We start from the raw sequence: 20,887 nt of genomic DNA, 5'->3' as shown, positions 1-20,887 counted from the left end.
TGATACTGAGCGACCTAAAGGCCGCCTTGCAGAGCTGAATAGATAGATTCCCGTTTTTGCTGTGCTGTGGGGTAGCTGATCAGCACAGCCCTATAAGGGCCTTTGAACACGAAGAAACTCCCTGCTGCGACACCAACTACACCGCATGCAGCGACCACCTTGTGCATGTCCTCGAGTCTGCCACCGCCACCAAGCACCGTCAGCGGAACGGTTAGCACCTCGCGCAGGTGCGCAGCCAGCGATAGGTCATAGCCTTTCATCTTTCCGTCGTTATCGATGGAGTTGATAACGATCTCACCCGCCCCGAGCTTTTCCATTTCCAGCGCAACTTCGACAACGCTGCGCTTGGTGTTGCGAGTGCCATTGTGCGTCCACACGTCCTGGATTTTACCCAATAACCGCTGTTTGTGATCCAACACCACAACAACGCTCTGCCGGCCGATCTCGGCGGCGATCTCGCTAATGAGGACGGGGTTGGCCAAGGCAGCCGAGCTGATGGCGACCTTTTCAACGCCCAAAGCAATGATGCGCTTGGCCTGTTCAGCCGTACGCACGCCGCCCCCATAGCAAAGAGGCATCCGGCATTCAGAAGCAAGGTGGGCGATCTGCTGATAATTCGGCTCTCGATCATGAACGCTTGCATCAATATCAATGACGATCAGTTCGTCCGCCTCCTTCTCATTGAATATCTTCACCGCATTGATGGGATCGCCAACGTATTTGGAGTCCTTGAAACGGACGGTCTTAACGAGACCGCTATCCTGGATCAACAAACATGGGATGATGCGTGGTCTCAACATTTCACAATTCCGCGAAGTTCTTCAGCAAGGCGACACCACAATGGTGACTCTTCTCGGGATGGAACTGCACCCCATAAACGTTCTTTGACGCAACGGAACAACTGAAGCCGGCGCCATAGGTCGCAGTGGCGGCGATATGCTCAGGCTCAGCGCATTCGAAGAAGTAAGAGTGAAGGAAGTAGAACAACCAACCGTCCTGTTGCCCATGGAACAAAGGGCTACCGGGGGTAGGTAATACGTCGTTCCAGCCCATATGGGGTAGAGCCAGCTCGCTGGACTCGGTCACAGAATGAAAATTGCGCACCTTGCCAGGAATCCAGCCCAAGCCAGGCAGTACCCCCTCGTCACTTGAGTCGGCGAGCATTTGCATGCCCACACAGATGCCTAGCACAGGAATGCCTTGGCCAAGGATCATGTCATCGAGCGTCTGCCGCATCCCAGATGCATTCAAGCGCTGCATGGCATGGTCGAAGGCGCCCACACCGGGCAAGATCAGTTTGCTAGCACCAACCAGTTGATCTACGCTCTTAGCCACCGCAACCGGTATATGCAAGCGCTTGTAGACGTTGACAAAGGCCTGAATGTTACCCAGATCGTAATCAATGATGGTTATCATCTGAAAAGCCTTCTCTCCAACCCCAGGGCGCTCATTACACGCGAACCGATGCCGATAAGAAAGCGCTTGCTCTTGTAATCTCGGTAAGTCTTGTTTTCCCCATCGAAGATCGCCTGCAACTCATCGACCGATAGCCCCAATTTGTTGGCCACAAATTCGAACTCCGTCTTCAGGAACTGCTCGTTCATTTCTGGTTTAGCGATACGAGCCAGTGCCTCGTCCCGACTCATCTGCCCGGTCATGATCAGGCTGGAAAAGTGGGCACGGCGCTTTTCGTAGCCGAATTTGCGCGGCATCCAATAATCTTCGTAGAAGCGCGTAAACCGCGACTCGTGGTGCTTGTGTTGAAACTTCTGCCAGCCGAAACGGCGCTCCAGTTCAGCTTCAGCGTCTTTCTTGATATACGGCACCAGATTGAGCGGCTTGACGATATCCATCCCCAGCACACGCTGGTAGAGAATCTTGTAGGTCATGATATCGACAAGGGGGAAGGTCTTGAGCGGCCGCTTGCCGAAGCGCTTGTGGATATCCGAAAATAAGGTTTTGTCGATTCCCGGATAACCGCCCCACTCTTCTGGCTCGCGGCAACACTCAGTCGAATAGTTACCACCCGTAAGCACATATTTGATGCCATGCTTGCGCGCAAACTTGTACAGGCCTGAGAAGAAGGCAGCATCCTGAGGTAGATCTTGGTCCGCAATCTGCGAGCGCAGAAACGCAACCTGCAAATCTTTCATTTCTTCCCAATTGATGACATCGGTGTAAAGATCCAGACCAAGACCATCCACCAGTTTCTCGATATTTCCCACCGCTTGGTCAGTATTCCAACCCGCATCAACGTGAAATAATAATGGGCGCAGCCCCATCTTCTCCTTCGCAATGTAAGCCGCATACGAACTATCAAGACCGCCACTCAAACCAATAATGCAGTCAAAATCCTTGCCTTCGCCTTGTTTCTTGATCTTTGTAGCGAGAACGGAAAGCTCGGCCTCCCCGTATGTATTGGGATGCCAATTAGGTAGGATGTGCGCAGTAAAATTCTGACAATAATCGCACTGTCCGACATCGTCAAAGCTGATATTAGGATCGGAAGAATCCATGATACAGCGTACGCAAATTTTGTAATCCCTCGAAGAAAACATATTATTCAAACCTCAGCGTTAAAGCCCGACTTGCGGCACTGTGTGCATAGATATTTTGATAGGACTTATACATCGAAATATTAGAATATCGTTCCACTGCAAATTTACGGCAATCATCTCTCGAATTGAAAAAAATTGACTTATCGAAAAAATCTCGAACAAGTTTTTCCAACGCATCTAGATCACTATAATTTACAAATCGACCGTAACCAGAAGGGGCAACTTCAGTAGGAGCACCCGCGTCAAACCCAACCACCGGCGTTCCACATGCGAGACTTTCAACCGTCACCAGTGAAAAAGTTTCCTTTTCGCTAGTTAGTAGAAAAAGATCTGCCATCGAATAATAGTCAGCCAACTCATGCTGATTGCGCGTTTGACCGATGGCGATTACATTAGCAGGCAATTCAATCGATACTTCATTAGTGACGCCAACTAAAATAAAGATGAACTCATCCGAAAACCGCTTGGCAAGCTCTAAAACCCAAATACCACCCTTTCTAGGGTCAAATATGTTAGGGGCAATAGACAGAACCACTTTCTTACCACCGTAACCTTTCTGCTGTCTCAGAAGCTCCCCGTCCCGAGGGTAAAATACAGTATCCAAATCAATGCCATTATAGACAACAGATTTTTTTGTGCTAGATAAAAAGGACAACTCAACCCTATCAAGAAGCCATGAGGACGGGGTAACCACATGCAGAAGATCGAATCCGTAAAACATGCTCTTTTTGTCATTGAACATATACCGGGTGAAATCAAAAAAAAGACTGGACGGATACGCGTTCAATTGCGGACACGAGTGACACTCAGTCTTCCAACGATCACACTCATAAGCATACCCGCACTTGCCCGTGTACATGAACTCGCAATGAAACGTCCACACAACCGGTATTGATCTTTTCTTCAAAAATCGCACCACCTGCCCGATATTCAGATAGTAGCCATGTAACTCATGTAGGTGCACAACATCCGGCGAGAATAATTCAATGGTTTTAATTAATCGCCGGGTAGCAAAATAGGAGAAAAAACCAGTCAGACCAGTCAGCCGAGTCAGTATTGCATGTACGCATACTTCCCAGAGCGACGAAATTCTAATGGCAATTGTCGACTGATCTTCAGGGCCACGCCCATAACAAACTAAAGCCTCGTGCCCATGACCAACCAGCATATCTGCCAGATCCTTCACGATCTTCCCAGTGCTGGAATTTTTAAAATTTACATCAACAAGCAAAACTTTCAAAATAAACTCCAAATCACTAACGATACAAACGACTCGCCAACACTTTGTAATTCAGCGACTCACAGGCAATTGAGTAGGAAGCCTCACTCATCCCTTTAAGGCAATCCGAATCAGCAGTAAGATCATGGAAAACCTTTATATAATCGGAAACGCAAGATACAAAATAACCATTACCTCGCATGTAAGGTTCATGGCTCGTGTATGGATACAACGCTATTGGGGTGCCGCAGCATATAGCATTTTGCATGGTAGCGGACTGCGTGCCTGGCTGAAAATACAGATCAGCAGCACATAGATAAGCAACGAGTTCATCGCCAGGCTTCCAACCCAGATAAAGAATATTCTCATCCCGACTAATCAAGGACATCAACACACCTTGCTGGTCTTCCGGTATTGAGCCAATAATAATCAACTTTAATTTAGGGCTAGACACTTTAGAAAAAGCCGTTATTAAATCTGCTGTTCTCTTCCCAGGTTCAAGTTTGCCAGAGTGAACTATTATTACATCCTCCCTGCTGAAACCATGCTGCTTTCTGATCAACTCACCGTATTCAAGCTTCTTTACCCTAGGTATCACATTGCCGCCCAGCGGATAAAACTCCATAGAATTTTCATCAAGACCATACATCTCGCGTAGAAAATCCTTAGACTCTAGGGACAAATAAAGAAACTTATCGACGGCACTGTAGATTTTTTTTACCAGAAAACGATTAAAGATGCGATATTGTAGAATTCGCGACAACCAAAACGTTCCGGAATTATGAAAATCTTCATGACTATCGATATAGAGTTTTATTTCTGGATGCGCGCGCTTATAGCGGGCAACACTCAACATCTCCCAACCAGCTACGCCGTGAAACAAAATAACATCGGGCATTTCAAGACAAAGGAAGCCATACAATTTACGTGACTTTCTCACTTTGGACGTAAATATTTCATTAACCATAAAATCATATGCAAAACGAACAAGCCTAACACCGGAGGGCAGGCGTCTATCCTCCTCAGGAACTTTGACCAACCGCGCCCCTTCATATTGATAGCAGTCAGATACAACAATCACCTCATGGCCATCCTTGGCGTTTTGATCTGGAAGTTGATTATCTTGATATGTCATACCTTCGGTATAGTGGGATGACAAGCAAATATGAATTATCTTCATGAAATTCTCACTTTACTTTGGCACGCAGACAAAAATTGAACCTTGATATTAAAAATATTGCAACCCAAAGCAATCCACCAAAGGAGAGCAGAACTGTAAAAAAAGAACCATTCGTTAGAATAATGGATAGCGGCGACATCGCAGGCACTATGAAAGCCAGAGGCCAATTTCTGGTGAGCATATCGACCAGTAGCAAATATAGCGAGAGTGCGAGCGAAACTATTACGACCCCAAAAAAACCAAATGCAGCAGCTCCATCTGTCGCTAGAAAACTAGCGTTAGAGTTACTGTTTATATGATGGACATCCCTAGCGACAATTTTACCGATCTGAGGATACAACGGATCATTAAGCAAACTAATATCGGGCTCCACGAGAAAATTTAGAACGCTGACATGAGAATAATTGGTAAAGCCAATTTCTGAAAAATACTTATAGTACTGCTCGAAAAAAACGCCGGGGATAGCGACAATTCTTGACAAGTAATAAAAGCCCAAATCAAATAATAGTGAGCTCTCATTATAAAACAAACCAACACAAACAAACAATATTGCACTTACACCTAAAAAAATTGAAAGCCACATAACAAAAGCTTTTTCACTCCGCACAGCCAAAAAAACCATAAAAACAAAAAGCGGCAATACAAATATAGTTCGCTCAGCAGTAACAAGATAGAGCAAAAAGCACCCCAACAACCCACAAACCAGATAACTATATCTCCTTAAATATAAACCAAACGAAAACACAACCAAGGAAAGAAAATAACCAAAATAAATCTGTAAATAACCCTCAAACGAGGTTGACGCCTTCCCGAGCTCCCTCTGAACATAAACCTCATCTAACCCTCTGAAATACATTACATCCTTGAATTTTGAGATAAACAATATCAATGCAACTATCCATAAAAGCAAAAAAATACCGGGCATCCTATTAAACCTCTTAGCCGGCGCCCCTGAATTATTAATGAAGAACTTTGACGATAAACAAACACTAAAAAAACTTACAGCTACAGATAACAACATGAGCGCACGCTCATCTACAGGCAGCCGATCATGCCCTAGGGATATGATAAAAACTGGCAGATACAGAAAAAAATAAAGAACAATCACAAAAATGCTTGAAACATTATTTATCTTAACAGGTAGAACCATAGCGGAAACAATAACGAGCACTACCAGAAAAACATAATCAAACAGCTCAAAAAAGCCGTAATCGAAAAAGCCAGGCAAATAGTGCTGCTCAGCAAGATACCCTGTATGAGCAAAATGGACAGAAAGCGCATAAACCATTATAAAAACAAAAAGAGTAACCCGACTATTAATCAGAAGATTCATAACTTACTCTTACTCAGCGATAGGAAAAAACGACCAATTAAAATATCTACGATATAGATAAAGGCCATAGCACTACTGTACAAGACCAAAAAAAATTCGACATTACCATCAGCCCTGGCTGTGATAAAACATGCCGCTAACAAAATAGCCAACCTTGCAAAATGCAAAATAGGCAGATAAACGCTTATTCCAACTATAAGACTCACTCTATCCAATGGGCCAGCGAGAAAGGAGAAGAAGGCCGCTATCGTCAAAACTTTAGCAAAATGACCCGCCTGACTCCACTGCTCCCCAAAGACAAAAGGGTATGCCCATGCACTTAACAGATAAATGAGTCCATATATAGGAACAGCTATAAGAAATAAATTCCTCACCGTATACAGCCACAAAGTGTGCAAGTCTAAATAAGTTTTCTCATGCCACAATATTGCAGCTCGCTGATAGAATACACTGCCGATAGCACTGCCAACTAAGGCTGAGGGTAAGAAAACTGTAGCCATGACCAATGAGAACTGGCCTAGTGCGTTTGCCCCATAATTAGATCCAATGAAAGATAGTGGCACCAAACTGGCCGCCACCAGCAAAGAGTTGGAAAGAACCATCCCCAAGGAGCGAGACTTAAACTTAGAGATCAATCCTCTTTCACTAGTTGAAGTAGACCTGAGTTTTATCAGACTGAACGAAACACCATGCTCCCGTAAATAAACGAGTTTGCTAAGCGCTGAGAACAATGTTGTCAGGATAAGTCCCAAGCCCACAGTCACGATTGAGAGTGCTATTCCTGACAACACATAAGAGATTTTTGAAATCACTTCAGATATGGCCGACGCATTGAAAATTCCTGCACGCTGAGCCTCGAACTGAAAAAGAGTAGCTATGGAAACCATATATGCTGTAATAGGCGCAAGATAAAAATACCAAGCAGAATCCCCGGCCAATAAAAAATTAAAATCTAACTGATCAAACAAGAATACTAACGCGGTCAAAAAACACACCATCAGCAGTCCAATACGCACTATCCATCTTACGAGAAGAACAGACTCATCCTTACTCCTTAATAAAGGAATAAAGTACTCATATCTAAACGTAACTAGCGCAGTAAAAAAAATTACGACCTGCAAAAATACACTCTGAATGGCAAAAGTCTCTGGACTGTAAAGCCGCGCCAGGATTGGAATCCCCGCGACTGCAATTAATTGTGCGACAGAGTTCCCGAAAGCTTGCTTCGCTATATCAAGCAGATATTTGACATTGGTTACTGACATCTATTAGCGGCCCCAATCACTTCACTAAGCGACTTTGCTACATACTTAACTTGCTCCTTTTTTAAATACGGATGCATCGGCAAACTAATAACTTCCTGCGCTAGCAGATCTCCTACAGGCAGCATAATACTCGAATCTGCAACAGCGGGTTGTTTGTTCAATGGAATTGGATAGTGGACGGCGGTGGGAACTCCCAGAGCACTCAACTCCCTCTGGACAAACTCTCTATATGGTACCCGTACAGTAAACTGCGCCCATGCGCTAACGTTGTGGGACTCAATATATGGCCCCCCCCCCCCTAGATTATCCAATAATTCGTAGTAGGCGGAGCTAATAGAGTCCCGTAAGATTAATTCGCCAGGAAATATATCGAGCTTGGCATGCAAGATAGCAGCTTGTATTGTATCGAGCCGGCTATTCACCCCTACGCGAACATGATGATAGCGTCTGTCTTGCCCATGCCGAGCTATTTGCCTTATTACGCGTGCCAGCTGTTCATCATTGGTAAAAATTGCCCCACCATCGCCATAACAACCCAACGGCTTACTTGGGAAGAAACTAGTGCACGCGATTGTAGTCAGGTTACAAGAACGCTTGCCCTTATAGGTGGCACCAAAACTCTGCGCAGCATCCTCAATCACTGGAATGCTGTATTTCGCAGCAATAACGTTGATCGCATCAAAATCCGCGCACTGACCATACAGCGACACTGGGATAATCGCCTTGGTACGCGGCGTGATCGCGGCTTCCAGCAGTTGCGGATCGAGGTTGTAGGTGCGCGGGTCAATATCCACGTACACCGGCTTCGCACCTAGCAGAGCCACTGTTTCAGCTGTAGCGATGTAGGTGAAACCTGGAGTGATAACTTCATCGCCAGGGCCGATACCAAAAGCCATTTGCGCAATCTGCAGAGCATCAGTGCCGTTGGCGCAGGTGATGCAGTATTTGGCGCCTGTAAAGGCGGCGAGTCTCTCTTCCAGCTCAGTGACCTCTGGGCCGAGAATATATTGGCCATGAGCTAAAACGCGCTGGATACCTGCGTCGATTTTATCCTTGATACGGGCTTGCTGAGTTGCTAGATCGATGAATTCCATATCTATTTTGCACTTGCTTTGAGATTACGAATAAAGGTCATGTGTGGAATAGCAAAATTCCCTGTAACTTTCTGCCCGGCCGGCACATCCTGAACAACAACAGAACCTAACGTTACAAAAGCTCCGTCGCCGATAGAGACTCTATTCGAGATAGTTGAATTTGGTCCAATCCAAACATCATCTCCAATTGTCACATGACCACCAATCATAGCGCAGGCAACAATCATGCATCTAGAGCCACACTGTACACCGTGCGCATAATGAACCAACGCATCTATCTTAGTCTGCTCGCCAATAATTGTATCCCGATAACTAAATCCTTTAACAATATTGCTATTAACACCAATTTCTGATTCGCTACTCACAATAACTTTACCGTCATGTGCGACAGTTAAAATACCTCTGCTTGTACGCTTATGCTCGTACCCATCAACACCTACAACAGCTCCGGCCCGAATAATCGCACCAGACATGATTTCAACATCCTGTAAAATAGTCACATTAGGCTCTATTAAAACATCATCTCCTATTATAACACCCACATCAGAAATCACCGCCGACGAATGTATAACAGCACTACCTGAAACCAGCGTCTTCTCTCTTTTTTTACTTATTGCAAGATAATTCAAAAGAGTAAAAAAATACCAAACAGGATCTTCAACTTGCAAACATATTATATCTTTACGTAAGCAATTAACATCTTCAGGCCTAACAAAAACGACCTTTATGGCCTCATTTGAATTCAACTCAGATAAGTATTTCTTATTATCTAGAAACGAAAGCATTGAAGGGAAGCTAGTTGAACTAGTCACTCCAACTCCATCCACTGAGAAAATTCCAGACTCAAAGTCAAAATCAAATAAAGAACAAACCATATCAGATGTAATCTTGCTCATAAACTTCAAATCCCCAGAGTTAATCCAGAATAAAAAGTGCAACGCCTAACATTTATCAATAAATTAGCGACGCTATACATCACCAGGCACTATCATCGATCACTGCTATCTCACTCAACAAAGTAATTAGCCGCATAGTTACCATAGCGCCGCGCACCAAGTTCATTCAAATGATGATTATCATGATAAATTAAAACTCCATTTTCAATTGGTGCATTCGCAAAAAAATCACTTCCAGAGAAATCCAAAAATTGCACGCCCGGTTTTGCTTGAATAATTACTCTAATTTTTGAATTAGCAGACTTCCACTCTCTATTTTTATTCACATGGACGGGTAGGCCAAGAGCACTGAATCGACGGACACGAAGCAGGTTTACATCGAACATGGGAATCTGCGCCATCACTATAACTTTTTTCCCCTGAGTTACAGCTCCATCCAGAAATGCTGAAAACACCTTTACAAATTCGGGACTCTGGCTTTGATATTGCCACATACCAGCAACAATAATTACATCCGCTTCTGAAATAAACTTATCGGCAGCCTTTATCTGGGAGCGGCAACTATCCTGAGAATAACTGGGCAGTCGCTCCACATCAAAATCGGCTATCGGAACACAATTACTTGCAGTAATGACGCGGTATGCAGTTTTATTCTTTAATCCGACCTCATCGAAAAATAAATTTAACTGAGCCGCATGACTATCACCAATAACCAGCACACTAGGGCTTACATCACGATCACCTCGTATGCATTCATCCAAAATAACTCCATGGCATATTCCATTACTTGGAGCATAACGGGTCATTTCCACCGGTAACTCATCCATAATTGATATGTTTATTTGTTTTGAACCAAAAAACACGACAAAAGAACAAATGACCAGAGTTGCAGGCAACATAGGGGAAAATTTCCGCGCGTGCCTTGCTGGAGATTCAACCAGTCGATAGCAAATCCAGGAAATTACGAAAGTACTAATAACAAACACCACGAGCCAAACTACTTGAAGCTCGTATTGGCCTGTGTAGTAGCGAATGAACGTCAAAATTGGCCAATGCCACAAATAAAGCGAGTAAGAAATACCGCCTACCCATACCATTGGCCTTGTTGAAAGTAGCAAATTAGCAGTGCCGTATTGTGCAGCAATTAGCAACGCAGTACCTATGCAAGGTAGCAACGCCCATATACCTGGAAACCTTTGCGCATCAACAAATACAAAACCAATAATTAATAATAATGCCCCCGCCCACCCCATCATCGATGCATACCGGATAGGTAGATAACTCTTTGCGGCGAGTAACGCCACAAGCGCACCAATCATAAACTCTGGTATTCGAGCAAGAAGCGAGAAATATTCCCCCCGCGCCCCCCTATTGAATATTCTATATTCAGACCACATCAGAAAACTTATAATTATTATAATTAATGACGTCTTCAAAAATTTAGGCGGCACAAAAACAACAAGTACTGGCAGAAAAATATAAAACTGCACTTCAATAGCCAGAGACCAGGTATGAAGAAGAGGTAATTCATGTGAGCTGGGTGCAAAATAGCTCCCAAATTCTTCAAAATACGAATTGCTTGTAAAACTTAAAGCAGCCTTGAGACTATCCTTGAAAATATCAAAATCGGCAGGCAGAAAGAGAGCAGCTGAAACCATCGTTACTACTGTAAGTAGTAACAAATATGCAGGCGCAATTCGCTTAATTCGCCCCCAGTAAAATTCTTTCCAAGCAAAATCCTCTTTATTCCCAACAATAATAGAAGTGATTATAAAGCCGGATATTACAAAAAATACATCAACCCCTACAAAGCCGGATGGCAACCACGCATTATTAACGTGATAAATTATCACCGCCAGAACAGCGACAGCGCGCAACCCTTGCACATCCAACCTGATGTTTTTTTCTGCAGGAGTTGCAGCGGAGCTGATATTTAACAAAGGATTAATTTTCTGCTTATTCAAGTTACCAGCTCAATCCATCACTCTAATTGTTGTTGCAAGGATGGCTATAGAACCAAATCCATCCTCAATAATTGTTACTTCGTAAGTGACGCCAAAAACGGATGGCCTTCGTCGTCATGTACATTGACAATGGCCGCGGAACGAATAGTATTCACCGTCTCCACACAGTGGCGCGCATCTTCGATACCGTAACCACGACCCGCGAGAATTTCCTGGTAACTGGTGGTATGCAGATCGGTGAAACCTTCGGAAAACTCCATTTCCTCACCATTGACAGTGATGGAGCGGTAGGTCGGCTTCTTGCCCTTCACCGATTCTGGCAGGTCGTTGGCGTCGATGGAGAGGAACCAGCGCACGCGGGCCTTTTCGTATTCCAGGTAGCCAGCGGCTTTATAGTCTGAAACGAAGTGAACGACGTTGCGCTGCAGCTTGCCAAAGATGAAGTGCAGCATGTCGTAGAAATGCACACCGATATTGGTAGCCACGCCGAAGGATTTGCGTGGGTCACCTTTCCAGCTCTCCATGTACCACTTGCCACGCGAGGTTATGTAGGTCAGCTCAACATCGTATTTATGCTCGCTGTTTTCACGGGCGACCTTATCTTTTAGGTTGAGGATGGCCTGGTGGTGGCGCAATTGCAGGATATTGTAGAGCCGCTTGCCGGTTTCCCGCTCGACCAAGGCCAGCTCATCGAGATTTTCCGGGGTGGGTACCAGTGGTTTTTCGCAAATGACGTCGCAACCCAGGCGCAGGCCGGCAACGATATGCGACTGGTGCAGATAGTTCGGCGAGCAAACGGCGACATAGTCGAGTGCACTGGCCGGATCACGCTTCAAGCGATAAGCGTGCTCCTGGAAGCGCTCGAACTCGGTGAAGAACTCGCTTTGCGGCGAGATGCTGTCGATGATGCCAACCGAATCGTTAATGTCATAGGCGGAGACCAACACGTTGCCGGTGTCCTTGATGGCGCGCATGTGACGCGGGGCAATGTAACCAGCAGCGCCAATCAGGGCGAAGTTTTTCATGGGTGTTCCTTGCATTGCATCAATACCCGGCAAATTACTAATCGAACCCGCCGGGCAATGTTATTGGGGGCTCGTGATCAGGCTTTGATGATGTGCGGAGCCGGAGCGCGGTATTTGCCACGGCTATCAACGATCAGCTTGGCGTATTGCTTGATCAGTTCGTAATCGAACTTATCGTGATCAGTGGCCAAGACCACAGCGTCAAAGCTGGCAAGGTTGTCGGCCGTCAGGGCTTCGCTGCTCAGCTCGAAGTGGTGCTCGCGCATCTTAGGGAAGACAAGAACGTGGGGGTCACTGTAGGCAACGATGCCGCCTTTGGCCTCGATCAGCTCCATGATTTCCACGGAGGGCGATTCGCGCATGTCGTCAACGTTCTTCTTGTAGGCAATGCCAAGAACGAGCACTTTGCTACCCTTCAGCGCCTTGCCGCTATCATTCAGGCCATCCATCAGCTTGCTCAGCACGTATTCGGGCATGGCTTGGTTGACTTCACCGGACAGCTCAATGAAACGAGTGTGCAGGCCATATTCGCGGGCTTTCCACGTCAGGTAGAAGGGATCGATGGGAATACAGTGGCCACCGAGGCCTGGGCCGGGGTAGTAGGCAGTGAAGCCGAACGGCTTGGTTGCAGCAGCGTCGACTACTTCGAAGATGTCGATGCCCATACGATCGGCGACAACCTTCATTTCATTGACCAGACCGATGTTGACGGCACGGTGGATATTTTCCAGCAGCTTGGTCATTTCCGCAGCTTTGGTTGAGCTGACCGATACAACCTGGTCGATTGCCTGCTCGTACAGAGCAATACCGACTTCTAGGCAGGCCGGGGTGTGACCGCCGATGACTTTAGGGATAGTACGGGTTTCGAAGTCCGGGTTGCCCGGATCTTCACGCTCGGGTGAGTAGACCAGGAAGATCGACTCGCCGACCACCAGCCCACCTTCCTGCACGCGCGGCAGTAACTCTTCTTCGGTTGTGCCTGGGTAGGTGGTGCTTTCCAGCGAAACGATCTGACCGGCACGCAGATAGGGCTTGAGTGCGTTGGTTGTGTCGATCACGAAGCTCATATCCGGCTCGCGGTATTTATTCAGCGGCGTCGGCACGCAGAGAATAAGTGCATCGCACTCGCTGACACGGCGGAAATCGGTAGTGGCCTCGAAGCCGCTTTGGCGGGCAACTGCGATCTTGTCAGCGGGGATATGCTCTATATAACTCTGGCCAGCGTTGAGCTTGCTCACCTTGCTTTCATCGATATCTATACCCAGCACTCGAAAGCCAATGGCGTTGTAGCGCAACATCAAAGGCAGGCCGACATAGCCGAGCCCGACGATGCCAATGAGGGCTTCTTTGGTTTTGAACTTGTTGACACTGGCCAGTTTCTGCTGGGTCATTAAAAGACTCCGGTGTATTGAGCTTGGATGGAAGGATTGTTCTTTGTCTTAACATTTAGTTCTTCTTCGGCGCCGGTCACGCCCAGGTCGATGACGCCGCAGCCGGCGTCCATCAGGCCGTTGGCTAAGGCCTGCTTAAGCGCCTCGCTGGACAGGCGCATGACACCACCGACCACCACCTTTTTAGCATCAAGGAAATGCGCGCATGCACGGCCGATGCGGTATGCAACCTCTTCATTAAGCTCGTTACCAAGCCGCCCGCAAATGTCGTACGCTTTAAAACACGTCAATTTCGACATACAAAAAACCGACTTATTAGTTAAATTTGCGCTGTCTTTCTATTGCCAATCAAATTTCTAATCAGCGCAACAAACACACCCAGCATGCCTCCCAGCACTAAGCCCAGCACCAACACCAAGACTTTTTTGGGCTTAATTGGGTCTTGTGGAGTGATCGCAGGCTGATCAACGACGACTAGCTGAACGCCCTTCATGTCGATCGACAAGCCCTTGAGTCGAGCTTCTTCTGTGCGAAGCGCTTCCAACTGCTTTAAAAATAAATCATCGTCTTGACGCGCTTTGAGCGTTTCGATTTCACGGTTGTGCTCAAGCAATTGCAACTCTTTCTGAATCTTTGCAATACGAGGCTCGGTGTGGTCATCAGAGCGACGCTGGCGCAAGACCGTGCGCTCAGCCTCAAGCGCTTCCGCACCCATAAAATAAAGCGGAAATTGTTGATTAAACACTTCAGTACGTATGGTGTTGCCTGAACCACTAGCCTTTACTTGGTCCATAGCGCTTGGAGTGGTTGGTTTTTTAATGCCTAACTCTTTTGCAATACGGATGGCTTCATCCAACTGAGTGATGCGGCTTAGTCGGCGCAGGCGCAGTTCTGCACGCAGTGCTTTGAGCTCGTCTTGCAGATTGGCGCGCTGCAAAACATCACTTTCCATTAGTTCCGCTATTTTCGCCTGCTTATTTGCCTGATAACCCGCACGCGCCTCAGAGACTGATCGCTCAATGCTCGCTAGCTTGTTCTTAACAACGACAGCAAGGTCCGCTTTAATACGCTCATTCTCGCTGGTTATAGCTTGCTCAACCATGCCATTCACAATATCAGCGCCTGCTAGACTTTCTGGGTACTGCAGCTTTAATCCGACAAATGCTTCGAATTGCTGATCACTTTTCTTTGGATCAGACTGCAACACCTGTAAGTCGTCTTTTATTAAACGACGAAATGCTTGTTCTGCCGTTATTGAATCGCTTGCCAACACCTCGAACAATGGCTCATTTTTACGAAAGAACTGTTGTCGCACCTCGTACGAGCCCAAGGCAGCCCCCACGCGATTTAGCGCCTCTTCTGGCGACAAAGTGAGCACACCCATTGCATTAAGCTCATCTAACCCTTTGATCGGCGCAGGGCGTAACATAGCTTGAGCTTCGTAGGTTGGCTCCGTCAAAAAAACATACGCGCCTGACAGCAAACCGCACAACGCGACAATAAGAACGATCAGAACTTTTTGCGCCCACAGACCTTGAAAAAGCTCAAAAAGGTCAATTTCATCGCCGTATGGCGCTTGCTGCAAGGGTTGTTGTTGGTTCACAGGCAATCTCTTCGGCAGATCAAACACGCTACCGCCCCAAGGTTTGTCGTCAATTCCTTGAGAACGACACTTTGATTGTGGCTTCGCTAACGCGAAGTGTTTTATGCAGTCTTGACTGCCGTCACCGGCAATTCTATGCACTGCGGTTGATTCAATATATTCAGCAGAACCACCACGCGATCTAGGCCGCGAGCCTGCTGAAAAATCACTTCTAACTCAGCAAAGGGGCCGTCGCAAACGCGCAGTTTATCGCCGAGCCTATATAACGGAATTTCTTGCGAATGCTCCCGCGCTTGCCAGTGCTCAACTAAACCAATGGGCAATGGCACTGGAGCACCTGCAAAACTGACAACACGACTCACACCGCGCGTTGAACGCAGCACGCTCCAGCGACTACTCGGGTCAAGCTGGATGAATACATAACCGGGAAACAACGATTCCTGCTGCCGCACCCGCTGGCCACGGAGCAGCTTTTCCAAACATAGCGTTGGGCGGTAGCAGTGAAAGCCTTGGCGCTGCAGGTTTTCAAGCGCCCGCTCATCTTGACGGGGCTTGCACTGCAGGACATACCAGCGGATGGCTGACATTAGAGAACCACCTGACAAGAATTCACTGGCAGAAAGCTAGCCAAACAAGCAGGTTGCGAGAAGTACATCTGTCACTCCTTCGACAGCAGGCAGCAGACAGCAGACAGCAGACAGCAGAAGTGCGAATTCTATCGCAAAAATAACAATGCGCTAACCCCAACACTGAGCATTATTCCAAAAAGCCACACACCAACCACCCGATATATCGCCACTTGCCAGCAGCGGCAATCAATCATCGCAGCACCACCATAACGCCTGCAAATCCTTGGCCTGCGTCAGCGGCCAGCGCCATCAAGCCTCAACTGCGACTCAATGCAAGATGCGCCGACCTGCCTTATCACGCATTCTTTTCCTCTGATGCAGTGCCGCCACCTACACAGGCAGACCTCAGAGAGCCTTATAAATATGCTCGAAGCAATAGTTGGTAGCCTCGACATAGCCTTCCGCGCTACCGCAATCAAAGCGCTGCCCCTTGAACTTATAGGCAATCACGCAGCCATCTTTGGCTTGCTGCTGCAGTGCATCGGTGATCTGTATCTCTCCACCTTTGCCGGGCGGGGTATTTTTCAAAATATCGAAAATATCCGGTGTTAGGATATAGCGGCCAATAATTGCCAAGTTGGACGGCGCGTCTTCCGGCTTCGGCTTTTCCACCATGGTGCTCACTCGAAACAGATCGTCGCGCAGCTCTTCTCCAGCAATCACACCGTATTTATGGGTTTGATCTCGGGGCACTTCTTGCACCGCGACAATCGAGCAGCGGAACTGGTTATACAATTTAACCATCTGCGCCAGCACAGGGTCGCCGCCCTGATTGATGCACAAATCATCCGCCAACGCCACCGCAAACGGCTCATCACCTATCATGCTTTGTCCGGTAAGAATGGCATGGCCTAATCCCTTCATTTCTACCTGACGTGTATAAATAAAGGTGCATTCATCGATAAGGCGGCGGATGTCGACGAGGTACTTTTCTTTCTCGGTATTCTGGATCTGATGCTCAAGCTCGTAGCTGATATCAAAGTGATCCTCAAGCGCACGCTTGCCACGCCCTGTAACGATGGCCATTTGCGATATCCCGGCGGCCTGCGCCTCTTCCACCGCAAACTCAATCAAGGGCTTGTTGACGATTGGCAGCATCTCTTTAGGCATCGATTTGGTCGCCGGCAAAAAGCGCGTGCCGTACCCAGCTGCGGGAAATAAACATTTCTTGATCATGCAACGACCCTATACATGCGAAAAAGGGGGCCAACTTTAGCACACCGCAAGGCAAATTCATTAAGCAAGCCCTGCCCAAGACAACAGCCACAGCCGCCCATTTCAGCCAACGCAAGCCACATTAATGGCATAAAAGGGTGCCACAGTTACGTACTCTTCTAATCCATTCAACGCGAAGCCGAAAACCCACCTCACAGCAGCTAACCGCAAGCGAAAAGGATTTTGAAAAGAAAACGAAAAAGGCTCACCACGAGGCGAGCCTTTTTCGTTGTTTCGTATGGTGCCGGCACCAAGAGTCGAACTCGGGACCTACTGATTACAAGACAATAACAAAGGCCTTTTATCCACAGGCCGTATAGCAAAAATTGACAAGATTGACGCCTTGTAAACACCTGAATAACAAGGCTTTTAACGCATTTACTGGCTTGCATGGCTGAATATAGGCGTTGATCACTATTTAGTCAAACCCCTACCCCAACCCTACCCCAAGCACTATAATCCCTACCCCAAACCTACCCCAGAAACGGTCAGGATTTCGGTATGACAACGCGCACGGCCATGAACGAACACACCCTCAAGCGGCTCAAATATGACCCCGTGAAAGGCCGTATCGAATTCCTCGATCCCCCAATGCCCGGACACGGCACGTTCGGCGTGCGGGTCAACAAAACATGCAAAAGTTTCATCTTGCTCTACAGCTTTCATAACCATCCGCGCCGCCTGACCCTGGGCACCTACCCCGATCTGTCGCTCGCCGAGGCGCGCGCCAAGGCGGCGCAGGCCGTTGAGCTGCTCAAGCAGGGGGTCGATCCCGGGCAAAAGAAAATTGTCGAGCTGGTCGAATACCGCACCAGCCCGACGTTCGAAGAGGCTGTTGTTAACTACCTAGAATGGGCTGAAAAGAACAAGAAATCGTGGCGTGAAGATGAGCGCATGCTGCGCACTGAGTTTGTGCCTCATCTGGGGCGTACCAAGATCGGTGATGTCACACGCAAGCAGGTCATGGCGCTGCTGGATCACAAGGCCAGGACCGCGCCGGTGCAGGCCAACCGTCTGCTGGCCGTGATCCGCAAGATGTTCAACTTCTGCGTCGAGCGCGAGATCCTTGCTGCGACCCCCTTGGTGCAGATCAAAAAGGTGGCCAAGGAAACGCCGCGTGAGCGCAGCCTCAACCGGCACGAATTGGTGTGGTTTCTCCATCAATTGGCGGGCGCCTCGCTCAGCCAGAACACGCGTTTTTCCCTGTTGCTGAGTCTAATGCTGGCTCAGCGCTCCGGGCGCATCGTGGCCATGCGCTGGGTCGACTTTGACCTCGAAGAGCGGATCTGGGACCGCAGCGGCAAGTTCGAGAAAAACAACAATCCGATTGCCATCCCGCTCTCGGACGATGTGCTGAGCATTCTGAAATATCTGCGCGAGCGGCAAATTCAGAAAGTGATGACGGCAAATCCTGCGCGTTGGGCTGACAACAAAACGCTACCCAGTCCAGGACAGTATGTATTTCCGGGTCGTTGGCCCGCCAAGCCGCAAACGCAGCCCTCGCTTAACCGCGCGATGCGCCGCTTCTACGACACGTATGTGAAAGACAACAACCGCGTTGAGCAAGAGGGCTTGTTGCGCATCGCGGATGGCTACCCGCGCCCCACCGTGCATGACCTGCGCCGTACGGCGACCACGCACATGTCCAAGCAGGGGCTGGGCAGAGATGTTCGCAGTCGTATCCTTAACCACAAGGATCTGTCGGTGGATGCGATTTATGACCGGTACTCGTACTTTGAAGAAAAGGATGAAGCACTCCAGGGCTGGCATACCTATCTGAAGGGATTGCTGCAGAAGGAGTTTGGCGACGTGGATTGGGTAGAGTTCTACGGACGCCGGATGGAGGCGGTTGCACCATATGATGACTAGGGGTCATAAAAGATCCTTTAATTTATAAATAAACGATTAACGGGCTAAATATGATCTATTATTATGGTCATATTCAGGTCTATCCAGAAAGGCATCCACGATGGCGCTTACCCATACGCTTTTCTCTCCAGGTGAACTGGCCCAGCAGGTCGGAGAGAACGCTCGCGAGCTGCGTTTGGCGCAGAACCTTTCGCGCAAGACGTTGGCCGAGCGGGCCGGTATTTCAGAGTCGACGATCAAGCGTTTTGAAACGACGGGGCAAATCACCCTCGATGCGTTGGCGCTGTTGGCCTCGTCTCTAGGAGTGGCGCAGCAACTGTCTGGGTTATTTACGCAGACGCAGCCCGTTTCTCTGAATGAACTCAAGCAGAGTGGGCGAGCCCGGGGGCGCAAATGAACAACGTGGCTTCGGTCGAGGTGCTGCTCGCGGGCACCCGGGTCGGTGAGTTGGTATCCGTACCTCGGCGCGGGACGTTTTTTGCGTATGACGAGCAGTGGTTGGCGACAGGTTTCAACCTCTCGCCGCTAAACATGGAATTCAAACCCTCCCCGCAGGCTGCGCCTGATCCTCATCTGTTCGGCGGGTTGATGGGCGTGTTCGCCGACTCCCTGCCAGATGGGTGGGGCATGCTGCTGATGGATCGCTTCTTCCTGCGAGAGCGAGGTATTGATCGGCGCGCCATTACGGCCCTGGATCGACTGGCTTATATGGGCGACCGCGCCATGGGAGCCCTGGAATACCGGCCCGCACTGGAGAAAACGGGGGCAGACTCAGCGCTTGATCTTGAGCGTTTGTACCAGGCTGCACTTGAGGTCTACGAAGGCGATACCGAAACCACGTTGGGTGCCTTGCGCTTGGCGGGTGGCTCGCCTGCGGGGGCTCGACCCAAGGTGGTCGTGGCGTTGTCGCAGGATAAGCAGCGGTGCACCTCGTCATTCAAAATGTTGGCCGAGGGCTACGAGCATTGGCTGGTGAAGTTTCGCTCGCCTGAAGAGCATCGTGACACCGGTGCCATTGAGTCTGCCTATGCGCAAATGGCCCGGAATGCTGGGGTCGAAATGGCCGAGTCCGCACTTCTGAATGTGCCGACCGAGAGCGGGGTCGAGCGCTTCTTTGCCGCGAAGCGTTTTGATCGTGACGGTGAACGCAAGATTCACATGCTCACCGCATGCGGCATTCTCTACGCCGACCATCGTGCGCCTTCCCTAGATTACGGTGATCTGCTGCGCGCCACGTGGGCCATCACCGGACATGCCGGTGAAGTGGAAAAAATGGCACGTTTGATGGTCTTCAATGCGCTCGCACACAACCACGACGACCATTCAAAAAACTTCGCCTACCTGTTTGATCAAGGACGCTGGGGGCTATCTCCCGCATACGACCTGACGTTTGCCCGCGTGCGAGGCATGTCTGATGAGCACACGACAGCCTTTGCTGGAGCAGGGCTGCCGACACGCAAAGCGTTGCGTAAGGTCTGTGAAGTCTTCAGTTTTTTAAAAGTGGATCAGTACATCGAGCAGACGCTGGATGCGCTGTCAGGCTGGCGCGGGTTATGCCGTGAACTCGACATTGCCGATCAGCAAGCAGTGGAGGTTCAGGTTGCATTAGACCTGATCAGGGCGCGTCTTGATTGATTAAGACGCGC

General features: G+C 48.4%; 19 protein-coding genes. 3 read left to right on the top strand and 16 right to left on the bottom strand.

The annotated features are described in order from the left end of the window. Window positions 1-14: 14 nt before the first annotated feature. The 16 genes from MKI83_RS03565 to galU all read right to left on the bottom strand — a co-directional run bounded on the left by MKI83_RS03565 (window position 15) and on the right by galU (window position 17,333). Window positions 15-800, bottom strand: coding sequence for an AglZ/HisF2 family acetamidino modification protein (locus MKI83_RS03565; RefSeq protein WP_241583421.1), 786 nt, complete (start codon window positions 798-800; stop codon window positions 15-17). Between the two features lies 1 nt (window position 801). Continuing rightward, window positions 802-1,416, bottom strand: coding sequence for an imidazole glycerol phosphate synthase subunit HisH (hisH, locus tag MKI83_RS03560; protein WP_241583420.1), 615 nt, complete (start codon window positions 1,414-1,416; stop codon window positions 802-804). Then, the gene (locus MKI83_RS03555) at window positions 1,413-2,558 is read right to left on the bottom strand and encodes an N-acetyl sugar amidotransferase (RefSeq protein ID WP_272493009.1); all 1,146 of its coding nucleotides are present in this window, start codon (window positions 2,556-2,558) and stop codon (window positions 1,413-1,415) included. The genes hisH and MKI83_RS03555 overlap by 4 nt, the downstream gene beginning before the upstream one ends. Before the next feature lies 1 nt (window position 2,559). Continuing rightward, the gene (locus tag MKI83_RS03550) at window positions 2,560-3,798 is read right to left on the bottom strand and encodes a glycosyltransferase (RefSeq protein WP_241583417.1); all 1,239 of its coding nucleotides are present in this window, start codon (window positions 3,796-3,798) and stop codon (window positions 2,560-2,562) included. 16 nt (window positions 3,799-3,814) lie between these two features. After that, window positions 3,815-4,957, bottom strand: a complete 1,143-nt coding sequence (locus MKI83_RS03545) for a glycosyltransferase family 4 protein (RefSeq protein WP_241583415.1) — start codon at window positions 4,955-4,957, stop codon at window positions 3,815-3,817. Between the two features lie 7 nt (window positions 4,958-4,964). Beyond that, window positions 4,965-6,290, bottom strand: a complete 1,326-nt coding sequence (locus MKI83_RS03540; protein ID WP_241583414.1) for a hypothetical protein — start codon at window positions 6,288-6,290, stop codon at window positions 4,965-4,967. Beyond that, window positions 6,287-7,555 (bottom strand): lipopolysaccharide biosynthesis protein, encoded by a 1,269-nt coding sequence (locus tag MKI83_RS03535; RefSeq protein ID WP_241583413.1) that lies wholly within the window; start codon window positions 7,553-7,555, stop codon window positions 6,287-6,289. Before MKI83_RS03535 ends, MKI83_RS03540 begins: the two co-directional genes overlap by 4 nt. Further along, a complete protein-coding gene (locus MKI83_RS03530; RefSeq protein ID WP_241583412.1) occupies window positions 7,546-8,649 on the bottom strand; it encodes a DegT/DnrJ/EryC1/StrS family aminotransferase in 1,104 nt (367 codons plus the stop codon). The genes MKI83_RS03535 and MKI83_RS03530 overlap by 10 nt, the downstream gene beginning before the upstream one ends. 2 nt (window positions 8,650-8,651) lie before the next feature. After that, window positions 8,652-9,545: a hypothetical protein gene (locus MKI83_RS03525; protein ID WP_241583411.1), complete on the bottom strand. Its 894-nt coding sequence runs from the start codon at window positions 9,543-9,545 to the stop codon at window positions 8,652-8,654. Between the two features lie 110 nt (window positions 9,546-9,655). Next, window positions 9,656-11,509 (bottom strand): acyltransferase family protein, encoded by a 1,854-nt coding sequence (locus MKI83_RS03520; RefSeq protein WP_241583410.1) that lies wholly within the window; start codon window positions 11,507-11,509, stop codon window positions 9,656-9,658. Window positions 11,510-11,583: 74 nt separating this feature from the next. Next, the gene (gene wbpB, locus MKI83_RS03515) at window positions 11,584-12,534 is read right to left on the bottom strand and encodes a UDP-N-acetyl-2-amino-2-deoxy-D-glucuronate oxidase (protein WP_241583409.1); all 951 of its coding nucleotides are present in this window, start codon (window positions 12,532-12,534) and stop codon (window positions 11,584-11,586) included. Window positions 12,535-12,611: 77 nt separating this feature from the next. Then, window positions 12,612-13,925 (bottom strand): UDP-N-acetyl-D-glucosamine 6-dehydrogenase, encoded by a 1,314-nt coding sequence (wbpA, locus tag MKI83_RS03510; RefSeq protein ID WP_241583407.1) that lies wholly within the window; start codon window positions 13,923-13,925, stop codon window positions 12,612-12,614. Then, window positions 13,925-14,224, bottom strand: a complete 300-nt coding sequence (locus tag MKI83_RS03505; protein WP_272493001.1) for a hypothetical protein — start codon at window positions 14,222-14,224, stop codon at window positions 13,925-13,927. Before MKI83_RS03505 ends, wbpA begins: the two co-directional genes overlap by 1 nt. A gap of 20 nt (window positions 14,225-14,244) precedes the next feature. Then, the gene (locus MKI83_RS03500; RefSeq protein WP_370867340.1) at window positions 14,245-15,555 is read right to left on the bottom strand and encodes a Wzz/FepE/Etk N-terminal domain-containing protein; all 1,311 of its coding nucleotides are present in this window, start codon (window positions 15,553-15,555) and stop codon (window positions 14,245-14,247) included. Between the two features lie 74 nt (window positions 15,556-15,629). Beyond that, window positions 15,630-16,115 carry a transcription/translation regulatory transformer protein RfaH gene (rfaH, locus tag MKI83_RS03495; RefSeq protein ID WP_241583405.1) on the bottom strand — a complete coding sequence of 162 codons (486 nt, stop codon included), beginning with the start codon at window positions 16,113-16,115 and terminating at the stop codon, window positions 15,630-15,632. 387 nt (window positions 16,116-16,502) lie between these two features. Then, window positions 16,503-17,333, bottom strand: coding sequence for a UTP--glucose-1-phosphate uridylyltransferase GalU (galU, locus tag MKI83_RS03490; protein ID WP_241583404.1), 831 nt, complete (start codon window positions 17,331-17,333; stop codon window positions 16,503-16,505). A gap of 558 nt (window positions 17,334-17,891) precedes the next feature. Here galU and MKI83_RS03485 point away from each other — a divergent pair. The 3 genes from MKI83_RS03485 to MKI83_RS03475 all read left to right on the top strand — a co-directional run bounded on the left by MKI83_RS03485 (window position 17,892) and on the right by MKI83_RS03475 (window position 20,876). Then, window positions 17,892-19,241, top strand: coding sequence for a tyrosine-type recombinase/integrase (locus tag MKI83_RS03485; RefSeq protein WP_241583403.1), 1,350 nt, complete (start codon window positions 17,892-17,894; stop codon window positions 19,239-19,241). Between the two features lie 100 nt (window positions 19,242-19,341). Next, entirely contained in the window at window positions 19,342-19,638 is a 297-nt protein-coding gene (locus MKI83_RS03480) for a helix-turn-helix domain-containing protein (protein WP_241583402.1), read from the top strand. After that, window positions 19,635-20,876: a type II toxin-antitoxin system HipA family toxin gene (locus MKI83_RS03475; RefSeq protein WP_241583401.1), complete on the top strand. Its 1,242-nt coding sequence runs from the start codon at window positions 19,635-19,637 to the stop codon at window positions 20,874-20,876. The genes MKI83_RS03480 and MKI83_RS03475 overlap by 4 nt, the downstream gene beginning before the upstream one ends. The last annotated feature ends 11 nt before the right edge of the window (window positions 20,877-20,887 follow it).

Origin of the sequence: Atopomonas sediminilitoris (assembly GCF_022601735.1) — a bacterium.
GTDB classification, from domain to species: domain Bacteria; phylum Pseudomonadota; class Gammaproteobacteria; order Pseudomonadales; family Pseudomonadaceae; genus Atopomonas; species Atopomonas sediminilitoris.
This window is presented reverse-complemented; position numbering and strand designations above follow the sequence as displayed.

Bases quoted from the DNA above. Each gene is read 5' to 3' on its own strand.
- MKI83_RS03565 (WP_241583421.1), bottom strand. From the start codon at position 800: ATGTTGAGACCACGCATCATCCCATGTTTGTTGATCCAGGATAGCGGT.
- hisH (WP_241583420.1), bottom strand. From the start codon at position 1,416: ATGATAACCATCATTGATTACGATCTGGGTAACATTCAGGCCTTTGTC.
- MKI83_RS03555 (WP_272493009.1), bottom strand. From the start codon at position 2,558: ATGTTTTCTTCGAGGGATTACAAAATTTGCGTACGCTGTATCATGGAT.
- MKI83_RS03545 (WP_241583415.1), bottom strand. From the start codon at position 4,957: ATGAAGATAATTCATATTTGCTTGTCATCCCACTATACCGAAGGTATG.
- MKI83_RS03540 (WP_241583414.1), bottom strand. From the start codon at position 6,290: ATGAATCTTCTGATTAATAGTCGGGTTACTCTTTTTGTTTTTATAATG.
- MKI83_RS03535 (WP_241583413.1), bottom strand. From the start codon at position 7,555: ATGTCAGTAACCAATGTCAAATATCTGCTTGATATAGCGAAGCAAGCT.
- MKI83_RS03530 (WP_241583412.1), bottom strand. From the start codon at position 8,649: ATGGAATTCATCGATCTAGCAACTCAGCAAGCCCGTATCAAGGATAAA.
- MKI83_RS03525 (WP_241583411.1), bottom strand. From the start codon at position 9,545: ATGAGCAAGATTACATCTGATATGGTTTGTTCTTTATTTGATTTTGAC.
- wbpB (WP_241583409.1), bottom strand. From the start codon at position 12,534: ATGAAAAACTTCGCCCTGATTGGCGCTGCTGGTTACATTGCCCCGCGT.
- wbpA (WP_241583407.1), bottom strand. From the start codon at position 13,925: ATGACCCAGCAGAAACTGGCCAGTGTCAACAAGTTCAAAACCAAAGAA.
- MKI83_RS03505 (WP_272493001.1), bottom strand. From the start codon at position 14,224: ATGTCGAAATTGACGTGTTTTAAAGCGTACGACATTTGCGGGCGGCTT.
- rfaH (WP_241583405.1), bottom strand. From the start codon at position 16,115: ATGTCAGCCATCCGCTGGTATGTCCTGCAGTGCAAGCCCCGTCAAGAT.
- galU (WP_241583404.1), bottom strand. From the start codon at position 17,333: ATGATCAAGAAATGTTTATTTCCCGCAGCTGGGTACGGCACGCGCTTT.
- MKI83_RS03485 (WP_241583403.1), top strand. From the start codon at position 17,892: ATGAACGAACACACCCTCAAGCGGCTCAAATATGACCCCGTGAAAGGC.
- MKI83_RS03480 (WP_241583402.1), top strand. From the start codon at position 19,342: ATGGCGCTTACCCATACGCTTTTCTCTCCAGGTGAACTGGCCCAGCAG.
- MKI83_RS03475 (WP_241583401.1), top strand. From the start codon at position 19,635: ATGAACAACGTGGCTTCGGTCGAGGTGCTGCTCGCGGGCACCCGGGTC.